This is a genomic window from Fulvivirga sp., from assembly GCF_040220315.1.
Classification (GTDB): Bacteria; Bacteroidota; Bacteroidia; order Cytophagales; family Cyclobacteriaceae; genus Fulvivirga.
On the sequence record NZ_JAVJUY010000194.1, the window covers coordinates 1 to 15,293 of the forward strand.

The 15,293-nt window shown below is 36.4% G+C and carries 18 protein-coding genes; 9 read left to right on the top strand and 9 right to left on the bottom strand.

The annotated features are described in order from the left end of the window. Positions 1-12: 12 nt before the first annotated feature. The gene (locus RLO81_RS09450) at positions 13-156 is read left to right on the top strand and encodes a DUF6272 family protein (protein ID WP_350110592.1); all 144 of its coding nucleotides are present in this window, start codon (positions 13-15) and stop codon (positions 154-156) included. A gap of 20 nt (positions 157-176) precedes the next feature. Beyond that, a complete protein-coding gene (locus RLO81_RS09455; RefSeq protein WP_350110546.1) occupies positions 177-551 on the top strand; it encodes a DUF1987 domain-containing protein in 375 nt (124 codons plus the stop codon). Between the two features lie 77 nt (positions 552-628). Here RLO81_RS09455 and groL read toward each other — a convergent pair whose 3' ends face one another. Both groL and RLO81_RS09465 read right to left on the bottom strand, forming a co-directional pair. After that, positions 629-2,257 (bottom strand): chaperonin GroEL, encoded by a 1,629-nt coding sequence (gene groL / locus RLO81_RS09460; protein WP_205721255.1) that lies wholly within the window; start codon positions 2,255-2,257, stop codon positions 629-631. Between the two features lie 36 nt (positions 2,258-2,293). Further along, positions 2,294-2,572: a co-chaperone GroES gene (locus tag RLO81_RS09465; RefSeq protein WP_205721254.1), complete on the bottom strand. Its 279-nt coding sequence runs from the start codon at positions 2,570-2,572 to the stop codon at positions 2,294-2,296. Between the two features lie 240 nt (positions 2,573-2,812). On the opposite strand from RLO81_RS09465, the gene RLO81_RS09470 reads away from it, so the two are divergent. Next, complete coding sequence (locus RLO81_RS09470; protein WP_350110551.1) at positions 2,813-3,526, top strand: hypothetical protein; 714 nt, start codon at positions 2,813-2,815, stop codon at positions 3,524-3,526. Positions 3,527-3,576: 50 nt separating this feature from the next. Here the strand turns inward: RLO81_RS09470 and secG are convergent, their stop codons facing one another. From secG to RLO81_RS09505, 7 genes are all read right to left on the bottom strand, one after another. Beyond that, positions 3,577-3,972, bottom strand: coding sequence for a preprotein translocase subunit SecG (gene secG / locus RLO81_RS09475; RefSeq protein WP_350110554.1), 396 nt, complete (start codon positions 3,970-3,972; stop codon positions 3,577-3,579). Positions 3,973-3,980: 8 nt separating this feature from the next. Further along, complete coding sequence (locus RLO81_RS09480; RefSeq protein WP_350110557.1) at positions 3,981-5,069, bottom strand: DUF8458 domain-containing protein; 1,089 nt, start codon at positions 5,067-5,069, stop codon at positions 3,981-3,983. Between the two features lie 49 nt (positions 5,070-5,118). Beyond that, positions 5,119-5,649 (bottom strand): LPS assembly lipoprotein LptE, encoded by a 531-nt coding sequence (gene lptE / locus RLO81_RS09485; protein WP_350110560.1) that lies wholly within the window; start codon positions 5,647-5,649, stop codon positions 5,119-5,121. Further along, the gene (locus tag RLO81_RS09490; RefSeq protein WP_350110563.1) at positions 5,630-6,910 is read right to left on the bottom strand and encodes a sigma-54 interaction domain-containing protein; all 1,281 of its coding nucleotides are present in this window, start codon (positions 6,908-6,910) and stop codon (positions 5,630-5,632) included. Before RLO81_RS09490 ends, lptE begins: the two co-directional genes overlap by 20 nt. Next, entirely contained in the window at positions 6,907-8,379 is a 1,473-nt protein-coding gene (gene miaB, locus RLO81_RS09495) for a tRNA (N6-isopentenyl adenosine(37)-C2)-methylthiotransferase MiaB (protein WP_350110566.1), read from the bottom strand. The genes RLO81_RS09490 and miaB overlap by 4 nt, the downstream gene beginning before the upstream one ends. Positions 8,380-8,446: 67 nt before the next feature. After that, positions 8,447-9,715 (bottom strand): anthranilate synthase component I family protein, encoded by a 1,269-nt coding sequence (locus RLO81_RS09500; protein WP_350110569.1) that lies wholly within the window; start codon positions 9,713-9,715, stop codon positions 8,447-8,449. Between the two features lie 59 nt (positions 9,716-9,774). Next, a complete protein-coding gene (locus tag RLO81_RS09505) occupies positions 9,775-10,521 on the bottom strand; it encodes a YceI family protein (protein ID WP_350110572.1) in 747 nt (248 codons plus the stop codon). Between the two features lie 86 nt (positions 10,522-10,607). Here RLO81_RS09505 and RLO81_RS09510 point away from each other — a divergent pair, with 86 nt between their 5' ends. The 6 genes from RLO81_RS09510 to RLO81_RS09535 form a co-directional block, all read left to right on the top strand. Then, positions 10,608-11,117, top strand: a complete 510-nt coding sequence (locus RLO81_RS09510) for a gamma carbonic anhydrase family protein (RefSeq protein ID WP_350110575.1) — start codon at positions 10,608-10,610, stop codon at positions 11,115-11,117. A 13-nt stretch (positions 11,118-11,130) separates the two neighbouring features. After that, positions 11,131-11,469 (top strand): phage holin family protein, encoded by a 339-nt coding sequence (locus RLO81_RS09515; RefSeq protein ID WP_350110578.1) that lies wholly within the window; start codon positions 11,131-11,133, stop codon positions 11,467-11,469. A gap of 88 nt (positions 11,470-11,557) precedes the next feature. After that, positions 11,558-12,118 (top strand): hypothetical protein, encoded by a 561-nt coding sequence (locus RLO81_RS09520; RefSeq protein WP_350110581.1) that lies wholly within the window; start codon positions 11,558-11,560, stop codon positions 12,116-12,118. A gap of 9 nt (positions 12,119-12,127) precedes the next feature. Next, positions 12,128-12,835 carry a rhomboid family intramembrane serine protease gene (locus tag RLO81_RS09525; RefSeq protein WP_350110583.1) on the top strand — a complete coding sequence of 236 codons (708 nt, stop codon included), beginning with the start codon at positions 12,128-12,130 and terminating at the stop codon, positions 12,833-12,835. 83 nt (positions 12,836-12,918) lie between these two features. Further along, positions 12,919-13,545, top strand: a complete 627-nt coding sequence (locus RLO81_RS09530) for an OmpH/Skp family outer membrane protein (RefSeq protein WP_350110586.1) — start codon at positions 12,919-12,921, stop codon at positions 13,543-13,545. Between the two features lie 74 nt (positions 13,546-13,619). Then, on the top strand, positions 13,620-15,293 hold a 1,674-nt coding region (locus RLO81_RS09535), incomplete at its 3' end, for a hypothetical protein (RefSeq protein WP_350110589.1).

Sequence of the window (15,293 nt, forward strand, 5' to 3'; positions counted from 1 at the left end):
GGAGTATTAGATATTGGAGGTGAATCTAAAAGTGGGGGAGCTGGATTAGGTTTTATAGATATGGCAAAACGTTCATCAGGTGAATTGACCTCAGAGTTTGTGGATGTAGATGACGAGCATGTTTTTTTTACGTTAGAATTAGATGTTAAAATATAAGTGAAATAATAATTTGTTAAATGGATAATTACACATTAACACCAACACCTAAAACGCCAAGATTATATTTTAACTCAGAATCTGGTGATTTCGAAATATCAGGCCGGTCTATCCCTGAAAATTCAATTGAGTTTTATAGGCCTTTAATGGAGTGGTTAGATCAATATGTTACAGCTCCGAGTACTAAAACTAGAATGACTATCAACTTAGAATACTTTAACACAAGTTCATCTAAGTGTCTGGTTGAGATATTTAGAAAGCTTGAAAAGACATTGGAGAAGTCTGATGTAAAAATCCTCTGGCACTATGAAGAGGAAGAGGAAGATATGATGGAGTCAGGAGAAGATTTTAAAAAGATTATTAAAGTGCCATTAGAGCTGGTAGTGGCTAAATGACATAGCACTTAGACAGTATGGATAATAAAAAACCCTGACAATCTCGTCAGGGTTTTTCGTTTCAGGAGCCATAGGAATTACATCATTCCGGGCATTCCACCGCCACCTGGCATTGCCGGGGCTGGCTCATCTTCCTTTATGTCAGAAACAACGGCTTCAGTCGTTAATAACAATCCAGCGATAGAAGCAGCATTTTCTAATGCCATTCTAGTTACTTTAGTTGGATCGATAACACCAGAAGCAATCATATTTTCGTATGTATTGTTTCTAGCATTGAAACCAAAGTCTTTCTTACCTTCTCTCACTTTCTGGATTACAACAGATCCCTCCATACCAGCATTCTCAACAATTGTTCTCAATGGAGACTCTAATGCCAATCTTACGATATTGATACCAGTATTTTGATCCTCATTTTCACCCTCTAATTTCGCTAATGCATCAATAGCTCTGATAAGTGCAACACCACCACCAGCAACTACACCTTCTTGTACGGCAGCTCTTGTAGCGTGTAACGCATCATCAACTCTATCTTTTTTCTCTTTCATTTCTACTTCAGTAGCGGCTCCTATGTAAAGGATAGCCACACCACCAGAAAGCTTAGCAAGTCTCTCTTGTAACTTTTCTTTATCGTAGTCAGAAGTAGTGTTTTCTATTTGTTGTTTGATTTGATTCACTCTTGCAGTGATGTCAGCTTTTTTACCGGCACCATTTACTATTGTGGTGTTATCTTTATCAATGTTTATTTTCTCAGCAGTACCTAAGTAATCAAGAGTAGCGTTCTCTAATTTGTAACCTCTCTCTTCAGAAATTACAGTACCACCAGTTAGGATTGCGATATCCTCAAGCATTGCTTTTCTTCTGTCTCCAAATCCTGGAGCTTTTACAGCAGCAATTTTTAGAGAACCTCTAATTTTGTTCACAACTAGAGTAGCAAGAGCTTCACCATCAACATCCTCAGAAATAATTAATAATGGTTTGCCAGTTTGTGCTGTTGCTTCAAGGATTGGAAGCAATTCTTTCATTGAAGAAATTTTCTTGTCGTAGATCAAGATGTAAGGGTTATCTAATTCAGCTTCCATCTTATCTGCATTGGTTACGAAGTAAGGAGATAAGTAACCTCTGTCAAACTGCATACCTTCTACAGTTTTAACTTCAGTTTCTGTTCCTTTAGCTTCTTCAACTGTGATCACACCATCTTTACCAACTTTATCCATAGCATCAGCGATCATTTGACCGATTTCGCTATCGTTGTTTGCAGAGATAGTACCCACCTGAGCAATTTCATTAGAATTTTTGATTGTTTTTGACTGTTTTTTCAAGTCAGCAACAACAGCTGCAACTGCTTTATCGATACCTCTTTTAAGGTCCATCGGGTTAGCACCAGCAGCTACGTTTTTAATTCCGTGAGCAAATATAGACTGAGCTAGAACAGTTGCTGTAGTTGTACCGTCACCAGCATCATCTGCAGTTTTAGAAGCAACTTCTTTTACAAGTTGAGCTCCCATGTTTTCTACTGCATTTTCTAATTCTATATCTTTAGCAACAGATACACCATCTTTAGTTACAGTAGGAGCACCGAATTTCTTATCTAAAATTACATTTCTTCCCTTAGGTCCTAAGGTTACTTTTACTGCATCAGCTAGTTTATCAACACCTTTTTTTAGTTGATCTCTTGCTGAAGTATCAAATGATATTTCTTTAGCCATTTTATTTCAGTTTTTAAGTTTTGATTAATAAATAAATTAAACGATCGCGAAGATGTCAGATTCTCTCATAATAAGATACTCTTTACCATCTACAGTGATTTCAGTACCAGCATATTTGCCATAAAGTACAGAATCACCAGCCTTTACAGTTAGTGGCTCATCTTTCTTACCGTTACCAACTGCTATCACTTTACCTTTCTGAGGTTTTTCTTTAGCAGTGTCAGGAATAATTATACCTGATGCTGTTTTTTCTTCAGCAGCAGCAGCTTCCACAAGAACTCTGTCTGCAAGAGGTTTGATGTTTACTTTTGACATTTTTTTATAAAATTATGTTTAAACTTTTACTTGTTTACAGAGCATTCATTATCAGTTTTTATGCCAATCGGCTGCATGTTCTAAAAGAAGACATTTTTGCATGAATTCGAAGGTTAAGAAGACACTTACGTGTATTAAATGACAGAATTACTTGAGTTTCTCACTGTCATATTGTCAATAGTATTGATCTGTAATTTGAATTGATGTATCTTTTTATACTAATACATGAATCGTAGCGATATGGAAAAGCTTAAAAATGATTGGATAACTGACGGTTTAATAGATTTCGAATACAAAAAATATGTTTTGCTCGCCTATCTCAAGCATGTTCAGGCAGCCTTTAACAGAGTAGAATTATACCCTTCCATGGCAGAGTTAGTAATGCATTATCAAAATCTGATTGACCTAAAAAGTGGGCAGGAAGATATGCATAAAAGATTTCCCAAAGAACTTAAAGGGATCGATAAAGAAACACTAACATTGATTTATCAGGAGTTAGTAAGCAAGAACGATACACTCAAAGAAATTGATGATATTGTTAATTATTCCATTCCCAAGCTAAAAGGCTCCATAGAAGAAGGTAAAGAGATTTATGAATTTGTAGAAGAAAACTGTGAGTTTTCACCCATTGGTTTGGTTCCACTTTACCTGGATGAAGGCTATCTGTTTTTAAACAATCATTCCGTTTCTGAAACAGAAGTATTTAGATACCAACTTACAATGTTTGAACAAGCACAAGAGAAATTTAGAGGTATACATATGACTTTAATTGATAAAGTAACAAGGAGAATAGGGGAGACGTATGAGTCAGTTAAAGCAAGCTTAATAAAACGATTTGTTGACCTGCCAAACCCTGCAACATTCTTGATCGAGTCTAGGGTAGTGGTGCCTTCTACTCCAACGTTAGTACCCATTGCGAAGCGACTTCTAGTTAGGTACGTAAGCGCTCATTAAACGAAAAAGGCTCGCAAAGCGAGCCTTTTAATAATTTATATCAAGGTTGATTATTCTCCTCCTTCTGAATCTTCACTTTCTAAATCACCTAGGTCTATAGCTTCCTCTTCGCCAGAATCATTGGTAGATTCTTCCTCAACACCACCTAAATCCAAAGCAGGTGTTCCACCTTGTTGTTCTTGAGCTCTGTCAATAAACTGGTCAGTAGATGATTCTCCTGTTGATGTATAAAGGTTTGTACCAATAGAAAGTACAAAAATTGCAATAATGAACCCCCAGGTTAACTTCTCTAACAGGTCACCTGTTTTTTTAACGCCAATCATATTACTTGCACCCGATCCGCCAAACTGACTAGATAATCCCCCACCTTTTGAATTTTGAGCAAGTATCACTAAGATCAATAGCACACAAGCAAGTAAAATTAAGCTTAAAATTAATGTCAACATTTAGTATATTATTTTGTCAATTCTTCTATTCGAGCTGCAAAGTAAGTCTTTTTTTGGGGAAATTTCCAAATTAATTTTTTGTACATATCAATTGCCTTTTGAGTCTTACCCTGTTCTACCAATATCTGGGCTAAATTTTCTGATAACAGGTCGTCACCAAAGCTTGTGCTCTTTTCAGAAAGATCTTTCTGATCACCTGTAACAGTTTTAACTGGTTTTGAGCTAATACTTGGCTCTTTATCTATAAAGGAATCGATAATTTTTATTTGTTCTTTAATTGAGGTTTTCGCAAGGGACGGTTTTTCATCCTTTTTTTTTACACTACTAACAGATTTCTTTTTTGTTGTCTCTTTCGTTGGATTATCTTTTTTATTATCAACGCTTGAAGTTGTTTTTGTTGCACTAGTTCCTTTCCCAGGCTCTTTTTTTGTACTTTTAGCCTTCGCAGCAGGCTTTGTAACTGCAGTTTTTCGCGTTGTGGCTGTCGTTTTTTTAGCAGTAGCTATTTTCTTTTTACTTGACGTTTTTGCATCAGGCGCTGGCTTATTCTTACTTTCTGTTTTTACGTTTTTAGCCGTTGCAGTCTTTGGATTTGATTTTTTTGCCTTGTTACCTGTACTTGCTGCTTTACTGGTTTTTGAAGTAGATTTTGTATCGTCAATATCTTTGAAGTGCTCTAAATAACTGGCCTTACTGGCTTTAAGTAGTTCGAGATCGCTCCATAAATTATTTCTTAGCAGTTCTGAGTCTGTATTGAAAGAAGATACATCTATATCTACTTTTCTTTTGGCTGTATTCTCTTTAGTATTTTCTTTTAGTTTTTCTTGCTGCGGAGCAGGCTTAAGCTCTACTGGAGCTGTAGGTTTTCTTTTAACGACTAGTTCTTTGAGTACTTGCCTGTCAGTGGCATACATGGCAGCTGTGGCTACTGCAGTTTTATATTGCTTTTCATTCCTGCCAGAATAACCCTTAGCAACTAATGCATGAATAATTTGACTGTATGGATATGTTTTAGCCAATGACGACAAATCCTTTGCATCAGAAAGTGTTATACTTTCCGGTTCTGCAACTACATTATTAAACTTCTGTTTATTCAAAAGAAGAAGGGTTTATGACTAACGTAAGTAAGTAAAAATATATCAATTTTCACCAATTGGCAACCGAAGCATTGAATATGTCCAAAATAATCTGGTCATATATTTCCTCAATGAGCCTGTTTTCAATTACAGTAAGATTTTGATTACTATCAAAATCGGAATAAAATGAGAATCTTTTGTTTTCAAAATTAAAAGTATCATCCTCTGTATTAGTGTAAGTTGCTGATACAGTTATTGTTAGTCTTGTTAAATCTGAAAGCCCCACATTGTTACCACCAGCAGCCGTTGGGGCTACGGGGGAAAGCTTATAGCCGGATACAACACCTTCTAATTGAAGTTCACCATCATTTTTTACCAGGGTTAGATTGGTGTTCTGCAGATAATAATCTCGCAGCTTATTGGTAAAAGTTTGAGCAAGATCAGGGGGGCCGCCTTCCGCCTCATTATAAAACGTTTCAATTGTTAGTGTTTCCGCAGTAATTGCCACACCTGTAAATGAATATACGCCACATCCTGATAATTTCAGTATCAGCAAGAGCGAGCCTAAACCAAACAGTGCTTTACAGATCTTCAAGTTCATATTGTTTTATTTTTCTGTAAAGCGTACGTTCAGAGATGCCCAAATCTTGTGCAGCATACTTACGTTTATTTTTATTTTTCGCTAACGCCTTAATAATTAACTCTTTTTCCTTTTTTTCCAAAGAAAGAGACTCTTCTTCTTCCATTTCGTGAGTGATGTCCTCAATATCATGAGTGTCATCATCTTCATAATCACTGGATGAGTCTGAATTGCCTGAAGTTATATTTAGCAAAACAGGCTCATCAGCCCTGGTAGGTTCTGAGCTGCTGGCATTATCAATATTTTCAAATAAGCTACTGTGATCTTTTAATATATCTTTCTTTGGTGAGTCATCTTGCATTACGTCCAGAACGAATTTTTTTAATTCATTCATATCTTTCTTCATATCAAAGAGCACCTTATATAATAAGTCCCGCTCAGATAAACTTTCCTTATCCTTACTGTTATATAGCGCAGGTAAAGAGCTGTTTTGACTAGGGAGATAATGCGATAGCTGATCAGCTGTTATGGTTTTATCTTCAGTGGATAATACTGAAATTTGTTCAACAATATTTTTTAATTGCCTGATATTGCCGGGGAAACGATATCTCAGCAATACTTTTTTGGCATCTTCTGTAAGGGTTATTGGCTTAACTCGATACCGCTCTGAAAAATCAGACGCAAATTTTCGAAATAATAAGTCGATATCATTTCCACGTTCACGCAGTGGTGGCACATAAATAGGCACTGTACTTAACCGGTAGTACAAGTCCTCTCTAAACTTGCCGCTGTCTACATTTTTAAGCAGGTTAACGTTAGTGGCTGCCACCACTCGTACATCCGTTTTCTGTACTTTAGAAGAACCAACTTTAATGAATTCTCCATTTTCCAAAACACGGAGTAAGCGAGCCTGAGTAGCTAATGGCATCTCACCAATCTCATCAAGAAATATGGTGCCTCCATTCGTCACTTCAAAATATCCTTTGCGAGCTTCATGTGCACCAGTAAAAGATCCCTTTTCATGCCCAAAAAGCTCTGAATCAATTGTTCCTTCAGGAATAGAACCACAATTAATGGCAATGAATTGGCTGTGCTTTCTTGGACTGAGGTGATGAATAATCTTACTGAAAGACTCTTTACCACTTCCACTCTCACCCGTAATTAAAACAGACATATCCGTGGGAGCTACCTGCATTGCCACCGCAATGGCATGGTTTAATAAATCAGAGTTTCCTATTATGCCAAAGCGCTGTTTGACACTTCTTAATTCAGCTTCGTTCATAGATCGTTTTCTCTCTCGGTGATTTTACCAAATAACGTTCCAGCACTACAATCATCTACAAGCACATTTACATATTGCCCTTTTTGCTGTCCTTCATTATCAAAAATTACAACTTTGTTTGCCGTATTTCTACCTTGTAATTGCTCAGCTGACTTTTTCGATCTTCCTTCTATCAGAACTTTGTGTACTTTACCAATATCTCTTTTATTTCGTACTAAAGAAGTTTCTTTTTGCTTAGCAATTACTTCGCTTAACCGTCTCTTCTTTACGTCTAGAGGTATGTCATCTTTATATTTCTTTTCGGCTAGCGTGCCAGGTCGTTCACTGTAGAAGAACATGTAGGAGAAATCATATTTCACATAATCCATCAACGTAAGTGTGTCTTTATGCTCTTCTTCTGTTTCAGTACAAAACCCAGTGATCATATCAGAAGTTATGCCGCAATCTTCACCAAGAATAGAGCGAATGGCATCTACTCTGTTTATATACCAATCACGAGTATAAGTTCTGTTCATTAATTCAAGAACTCTCGTATTACCACTCTGTACAGGCAGATGAATGCATTTGCAGATGTTTTCATACTTTTTCATTGTATGTAGCACCTCATCAGTAATATCTTTAGGGTGAGAGGTGGAAAACCTTACGCGCAAATCCGGATGCACCTTCGCAACCATCTCCAATAAGTTGGCAAAGTTTACAATTTCGCTTACTTCGGACCTTTCCAATCTTGCCTTATTGTTCACTTCTGGAGACCATTTATAAGAGTCTACATTTTGGCCAAGCAAAGTAACTTCTCGGTATCCTTTGTTAAATAAATCCTGCGCCTCTTTTACAATGGAGTAGGGGTCTCTGCTTCTTTCTCTTCCTCTGGTGAATGGCACAACGCAGAATGAACACATGTTATCACAACCGCGCATGATTGAAATGAATGCCGTAACGCCATTTGAGTTCAGTCTGACTGGTGTTATGTCTGCATAAGTTTCTTCCCTTGATAGGAATGTGTTCACTGCTTTTTGACCTTCATCCACTTCACTAACAAGGTTTGGTAGGTCTCTATATGCATCTGGGCCAACTACCAGATCAACAATTTTCTCTTCTTCAAGTAACTTGGTTTTTAAACGCTCAGCCATGCACCCCAGAACACCAATCATTAATTCTGGCTTCTTTCTTTTAGCCCCATTAAATTGCGATAATCGCATTCTAACTGTTTGCTCAGCTTTCTCTCTAATGGAACATGTATTAAGGAAAATTACATCGGCATCTTCAAAATCAGAGGTGGTGTCAAAGCCATTTTCTGACATGATCGAAGAGACGATCTCGCTGTCAGAAAAATTCATTTGACAGCCATAACTCTCTATATATAACTTTCTGTCTTTTCCAGTATTTGTTTTCTTAGAAACTCTTACTGTTTCGCATGCTTCAGCCTCTGTTCCATCTAGAATTTGTATGTCGTTAATTAATTTCTCCATCTTTTTCCTTTTGCGGATGCAAAGTTAATGATTAGATATTGAAAGTGACATTATGGCAGTTTAAATTTTAAAAAAGAGAAGTAAGGGTTTTTGCCTTCAATAGGCATTCCTCATATTCAGCCTCAGGGTCAGAGTCAAATGTAATTGCGCTGCCAACATGAAAAGTGCAAGTCGTTGTACTCTGATCATAGATTAAGCTCCTTATCACAACATTAAAATCAAAGTCACCATTAGGCTTAAAATAACCAATGGCACCAGAATAGATACCTCTTTTTGTGATTTCATACTTTTCTATCAATTCCATTACTTTAATTTTGGGTGCACCTGTCATGCTTCCCATAGGAAATGCATTTTTTATTGCCTCGCAAGCATTCACCTCATGTTTTAAGTCACCGGTAACGGTAGAAATCATCTGATGCCAGAGCGGGAAAGTGTATATACCAAACATTTCTTCAACTTTAACGCTTCCTGGTTTGCAACTTTTAGCTAAGTCATTTCGAACTAAATCTACGATCATCATATTTTCCGCCAGTTCTTTTTCATTTGATCTAAGCTTTGTCTTTAGTTGAAGGTCTTCTTCTTTGGTTTTACCTCGTTTTGAAGTGCCTTTAATTGGTTGAGAGATAAGCTTGTCGCCCTCTCTCTTTAAAAAACGTTCAGGGCTTCCGCTGATAATAAATTGGTTATTGTTCTTGTATAACACCGAAAAGGGAGAAGGGTATTTTTCACATAGCAACTGATATATCGCTGTGGGATTTAATTGGCAATTTCTTGCAATAAAAGGGATGCAATAATTTATTTCATAGATATCGCCTTCAATGATATGCTCAATTAATCGATTTGCAGTTCGCAAGTATTCGTCTTTCGACACCAATGATTCAAAATTGATCGAATCCTGTTGATATTTATCGGCAATAGTCAGTTCTATTTGGTTTAGAACTTCATTAGGATTCTTTTCTGACTCGATTCGAATAGTTTGACCATTCAGGTATATGGCTGTAGAGGCAGTAAAGAATGAAGCATTTTCAGATGATATGATGCTTTTGTTATTGCTTACTAAAGTTTCAATTTCATTTTTTAAGTCATAGGAAAAATGGCCTGCAAGAAGTTGCTCTTTTTGAAGATGCTTGTGCAAAAAATCAAAAGTTGAGCCTGCAGGAGCTTCTATTTTAGAATTACCTACAAGTAGCATGTGCTCAAAGGGTTCGTTAGGAAATGTGTAATTATTTGGGTTGAAGTAAGTAAAGTAGTCGAAGTTTAAAGCCCAGGCCAAAGCTTTGTTTATAAGTACTTTTTGTTGAACATTAGAAAGTTGTAATTCTATGCTACTTTTCATTGGGTACAAAAAAAGGGAAATGAATTCATTTCCCTTTCACATTTATCTTTAAACTTGAATTACATTGCAGGTGCATCTGCTACTACTTCAAATCCAACATTTACAGTATTGTAAATAAATTTATCTTTAGCTTTATCAACCACATCAGCCTCATCTCCATACTGCAATCCCCAAAGTGTTCTGTCGATATTAAATTTAGCTTTTGCCATGATCTGTCCATCAGTTAACTTAACATTAGCCGGAAAGGAAACACTAAGTGTTTTTCCTCTCATAGTTAGGTTCCCTGTAATCTTATGAGTTGGTGACTCAACTCTGTGTTCTTTTGCCGAAGCTGGCTTGTATTCACTTTCGAACTCCTTTTTAACTTTAACTGAATCTTGAGAAGTATAGGGCTCAACTGAAGTTATTGTAAAATTGGCACTCGGATGGTTCTCTGCATCAAAAAAATCTGCCGATTTTAAATGACCCACAAGTTTGGCCTGCATTTCAGGGCTATCTGCCAAATCGTTGTTGGTTATTTCAGAAATGTTCATATCAATTGATCCACCAACAATTGCATCATCTGCAATGGCGATACTTCCATTGGAGATGGGAATTGTGCCATTATGTTTTCCGGTAGGCTTGCTGCCAATCCAGTTAACTACGCTTTGTTCCGTATTGATAGCATATTCCTGAGCCGTTGACACATCTTCTACTTGCTTTGCTTCCGATACTTCTGCATCAGTTCCTTCTGACTTTGGATTACATGAAATGAGTAGACTCATTGCTACAAGAGTAATAATGTTTAAATAAATATTTGTTTTCATAATTAGTTAAGATTAGTTGGTTTTCTTAGTATACGTCATAAATTTAACCTTTAACAAAACTACCAGTAAATAGTTAATTATCATTTATGCCGTTGATTAAATCTGTAAGGGGATATGAGCCCCGTTTTGGTAATGATTGCTTTTTGGCTGACAATTGTACAATTGTGGGTGATGTTACGATGGGAGATAGATGCACTGTTTGGTTTAATACAGTTATAAGAGGCGATGTACACTCCATTACCATTGGCGATGACACCAATATCCAAGATGGCGCTATTATTCATTGTACTTATCAAAAGGCTAAAACCGTGATTGGCAATAAGGTTTCAATAGCGCATGGGGCTATTGTGCATGGGTGTACTATTGAAGATAACGTTTTGGTTGGTATGGGAGCAATAATTATGGACGATGCGGTAATAGGTAAGGGGTCTGTGATTGCTGCTGGCGCTATTATTCTCCCTGGAACAATAGTTGAATCTAATTCAATAATGGCCGGAGTGCCCGGTGTTAAAGTGAAAGAAACAAGTGATAAAATGCATGAAGTGATCGAGCGTACAGCTAAAAATTATCCTATGTATTCAAAGTGGTACAATTAAACTTTATAACTCAATGAATTTTCTAGTTAAACTTCTTATTTCAGGTCTGGCAGTTGTTATAACCTCATACATACTTCCCGGGGTATCTGTAGATGGTTATTTAGCAGCAGTTTTAGTTGCTGCAATTCTTTCAATTTTAAATGTTTTGGTAAGGCCGGTGTTAATCCTTCTAACAATCCCAATAACTGTATTAACTCTTGGTCTCTTTTTATTGGTAATCAATGCTTTGATTATTCTAATTACCGATTATTTCATCCCTGGATTTTATGTAGATAATTTTTGGTGGGCGCTTTTATTCAGTGTGATATTAGCCGTAATCAATTCTATATTCGATGATTTTTCCAAAAAGTGAAATTTAATCATTTAACTACTGATAGAATTTGTTTTAAACGGCATTTTATTTTAAATTATTTCTCCGTTTAAAAATTAAATTCAGTTGTATGCTATCCTCTAATAAAGCATTTGAGCCAAAGGTCATAAGTGAGTATCAAGATAAAATGAAAAAACTGAATCAGAATTTTATTATTTCTGATTCAGAAGATAATTCAGACGAGTACTGTAATTTCTTTTTTGTCGGTATGTATGAGGGCAAAGAGGTTATTTATGATGCCGTTATGTATACCCTCAGACTTCATCATTTAAGCGAAGTTTACGAAGTGGCTGAACATAAAGCTGCACGTCATTTTCCGGAATTTAAGAAAATAAAATACCGTGAGGATGAAAATGGGGATTTAGTAGCATTAGACGATCTAGAGGAAGAAATAGGGCTTTTTATCGCTGAGGCTATAATGGAGATCGAAGAGGAAGAGGAAGTAAAAGTAAAAGAACATGTAGAAGTGGACCCAAACATTGATTTTGGAATTGGTTTAGATATTGGGCTGAATAGAGAAACCATTGATAAAAATACAATTTCAGATTTCGTGAAGCGATTTAATGAAGACACCTTGGAACTAGACGAAACACTTTATTCGTTTCAGACACAAGATGAAGAATTAGCCTAAGCAACATACATGAAGGAGCGAAATGAGGAGGATAGGATTAAATTTAGCAGGAGTATTCAATATACGCTTGCCTTCATTATAATAATTTGGTCAGTAAAAGTGGTAGAGCTTGGCCTTAATTTAGATTTTGGTTCATTAGGTATTTTACCACGTACAGCTCAGGGATCGATAGGTATTTTTCTTGCCCCGCTCATTCATGGGGATATCTATCACTTAATATCTAATACATTTCCAATTCTTATACTGGGTGTGGGAATTTTCTATTTCTACAATAAAATTGCTTTCAACGTTATACTCCTTATCTATCTTATGACTGGTTTTTGGGTGTGGATGGCCGCTCGGGATGCTTATCACATCGGGGCAAGTGGCTTGGTGTATGGCTTGCTTACATTTCTCATTTTTAGCGGATTCTTTAAACGAGATAGAAATACTCTCGCTGTGTCATTTATAATTTTATTACTTTACGGTGGATCATTCGCTGCAGGAATTGTTCCTACAAAGGCCGGTATTTCGTGGGAATCTCATTTAATGGGGGCTATAGCAGGTGTTTTCTGTGCAGTTTATTATAGAAAGCATTCTATTAGTGATACACTAAAGGTAAGGGAGAGCGATTCATCGGTAGAGTTTAACTACACGTATTCTGAGAAAGGAGCCAATTCGGACAAAACCACCTATTACTACACATACCAGCCAGACCAAAGCACGTATGAAGATTAGTTGATTTAATCATTAAATTCATACTATTTGGAAAATCAAACTATTCTTCATTTACTTTGCGGCTTATTTAAACTGAAAGTATTGTGAAGAATATATCTCTTGTATTAAACATTGTTCTAGTGCTAGCTGTAGGTGCACTATATTTCCTGCATTTTTCAAAACCGTCTCCCGAGACTGTAAAAAGCAGTTCACAAAAGAATGACTCCATTGATTATAGTGTAGCGTACATTAATTCCGATTCTGTTCTGGTAAATTATGATTACTTTGATAAAATACAGGCTGAGTTACAGGACAAGGGCGCGAAACTGGAAAAAGAGTATCAGACAAGAGCGGAAGGTTTACAACGCGAAGTGAATGACTTTCAACGAACAGTGAACAGTTTAACGATAGGCCAAGCTAAAGCCTTGGAAGAAGACCTTTTGAAAAAACAACAAAACTTAAGAGTATACCAGGAAAACCTTTCCCAACAATTGATGAGGGAAGAGTCTAAAATGAATCAGGAACTTTATAAAAGGGTTACTTCATTTCTGAAAGAATATAGTTCGGAAAATGGAATTGACCTGGTAGTAAAATTCAATCAGGGTAGTGATGTGCTTTACGCCAATGAAGGGATGGATATTACTAAAGAAGTAATTGAAGGTTTGAATGCGGCCTATGCTTCAGAATTAGCTTTACCAAAAGCCAAAACTGATACAACATCAATAGACTAAACCTCAATTAATTGCATTTTATAAGGGTTGTAATTAACTTACCTATTATTTTAGTTTAAACAGCCCTTATTAACATGTTAAAGGCGCTATTTTTAGCATTAAATGTACGCCAAAATGAAGAACGCCAGGTCTTGCTATTGCTTGGGCAGGGGTTCTTTATGGGGATATTCCTAGCCACCTTTCAAATTTCCGCAGAAACATTATTTTTAAATCGGCTAGGTGAGTATTTAAAAGAAGCTATCCTATTTTCGGGGCTGTTAGGGATCATAACTACGGCCTTATTTTCTTATTTACAAAATAGAATCTCCTTTGCAAAACTTGCTTTAGGTAATTTATTACTGATTCTTTTTTTTACTACAGCCATTTATTTGGGTTTCAGATATACTTCTGAAACATTACAGGATTACCTGATATTTTTTATGTTTTCACTAAGCGGACCTATTCTAGCGGTTAGCTTACTTGGCTTTTGGGGAACATTTGGTCGTTTATTTGATTTGCGGCAATCCAAAAGAATTATTGGAGGTATTGATATAGGCCAGTTATCAGCAGCAATTATCACATCTTTTAGTTTTCCATTATTACAGTCAATTATTCCAAAAACTTCCAACTACCTGATCATTAGCTGTGTAAGTATAGTCGTGTCATTTATATTCTTATTAATTCTAACATCTCAATTCGACCTGTCTAAAGCTGAAATTTCGCAATCTGAGGAGGAAGAAGATTCTACAAATATTAAGGCTCTTCTTAAGAACAAGTATGTACGGTTACTGTCCATTTTTCTTCTTTTCAGTATGGTGGCCTTCACTTTTATTCAATACTCATTTCAGGAAGTGGTAAAAATCCAATACCCAACTGAAAATGAAATGAGGAACTTTTTGGCAATATTTAATGGCGCCATTCTAATTCTTGGTCTGCTGCTCCAAACTTTTGTTAACGATCGGATAATAGGTGAGTATGGCCTGAGGGTTTCATTGCTTATTTTGCCATTTATATTGGTATTCTTCACCATAGCAACCATTGCTGCAGGCCTTATCTTTGGCTATGATGCCACTTCAGAAGGTGCATTTATCTGGTTTTTCTTGTTCGTAGCTCTAAGCAGGTTGTTTAATTTCTCATTAAGGGATTCACTAGAAAATCCAACATTCAAACTATTCTTTATGCCATTAGATAACCGGATTAGGTTTGATATACAAACGAAAGTTGAGGGTCTCGGTAATGAGTCATCCAGGTTTATTGCCGGTGTATTAATTATGGGTCTTTCCTATCTTACATTTATTGAATTGATTCATTACTCTTATGCCTTGGTGTTTCTCTTAATAGGATACTTTATCATAACAAATAAGCTTTATGCAGGATATAGAAACAATGTAAAATTAAAACTTGAAAGGCAGCAGAGAGCTAGTTCTGGGCTGGCTCTAACACTTGGTCAGAAGCTAGTTGCAAAGCTTCAGGAAAGACTGTCAGATACAGCTGCAGGCAAAGCAATTTTCTCTTACAAATTACTGGAAAAAGTAGAACCAAATGTGCTGCCTGCTTCAATAAATAAACTTATGGCTCATAAGATATCACAAGTGCGTGACTTTGCACAGTTTAAAATGAATGAGCTGAAGGGCTTGTCTGTTTCAGAGAGGTATGTCATTTCTTCCACAAAATCGAATAGCGAAGGCAAACAAATGGTTAGTGGCAACGATCTACTTTCACTCTTTCAATCGGGCGATATAAGTAAATCGAGGGTTTCTAAACTTAGT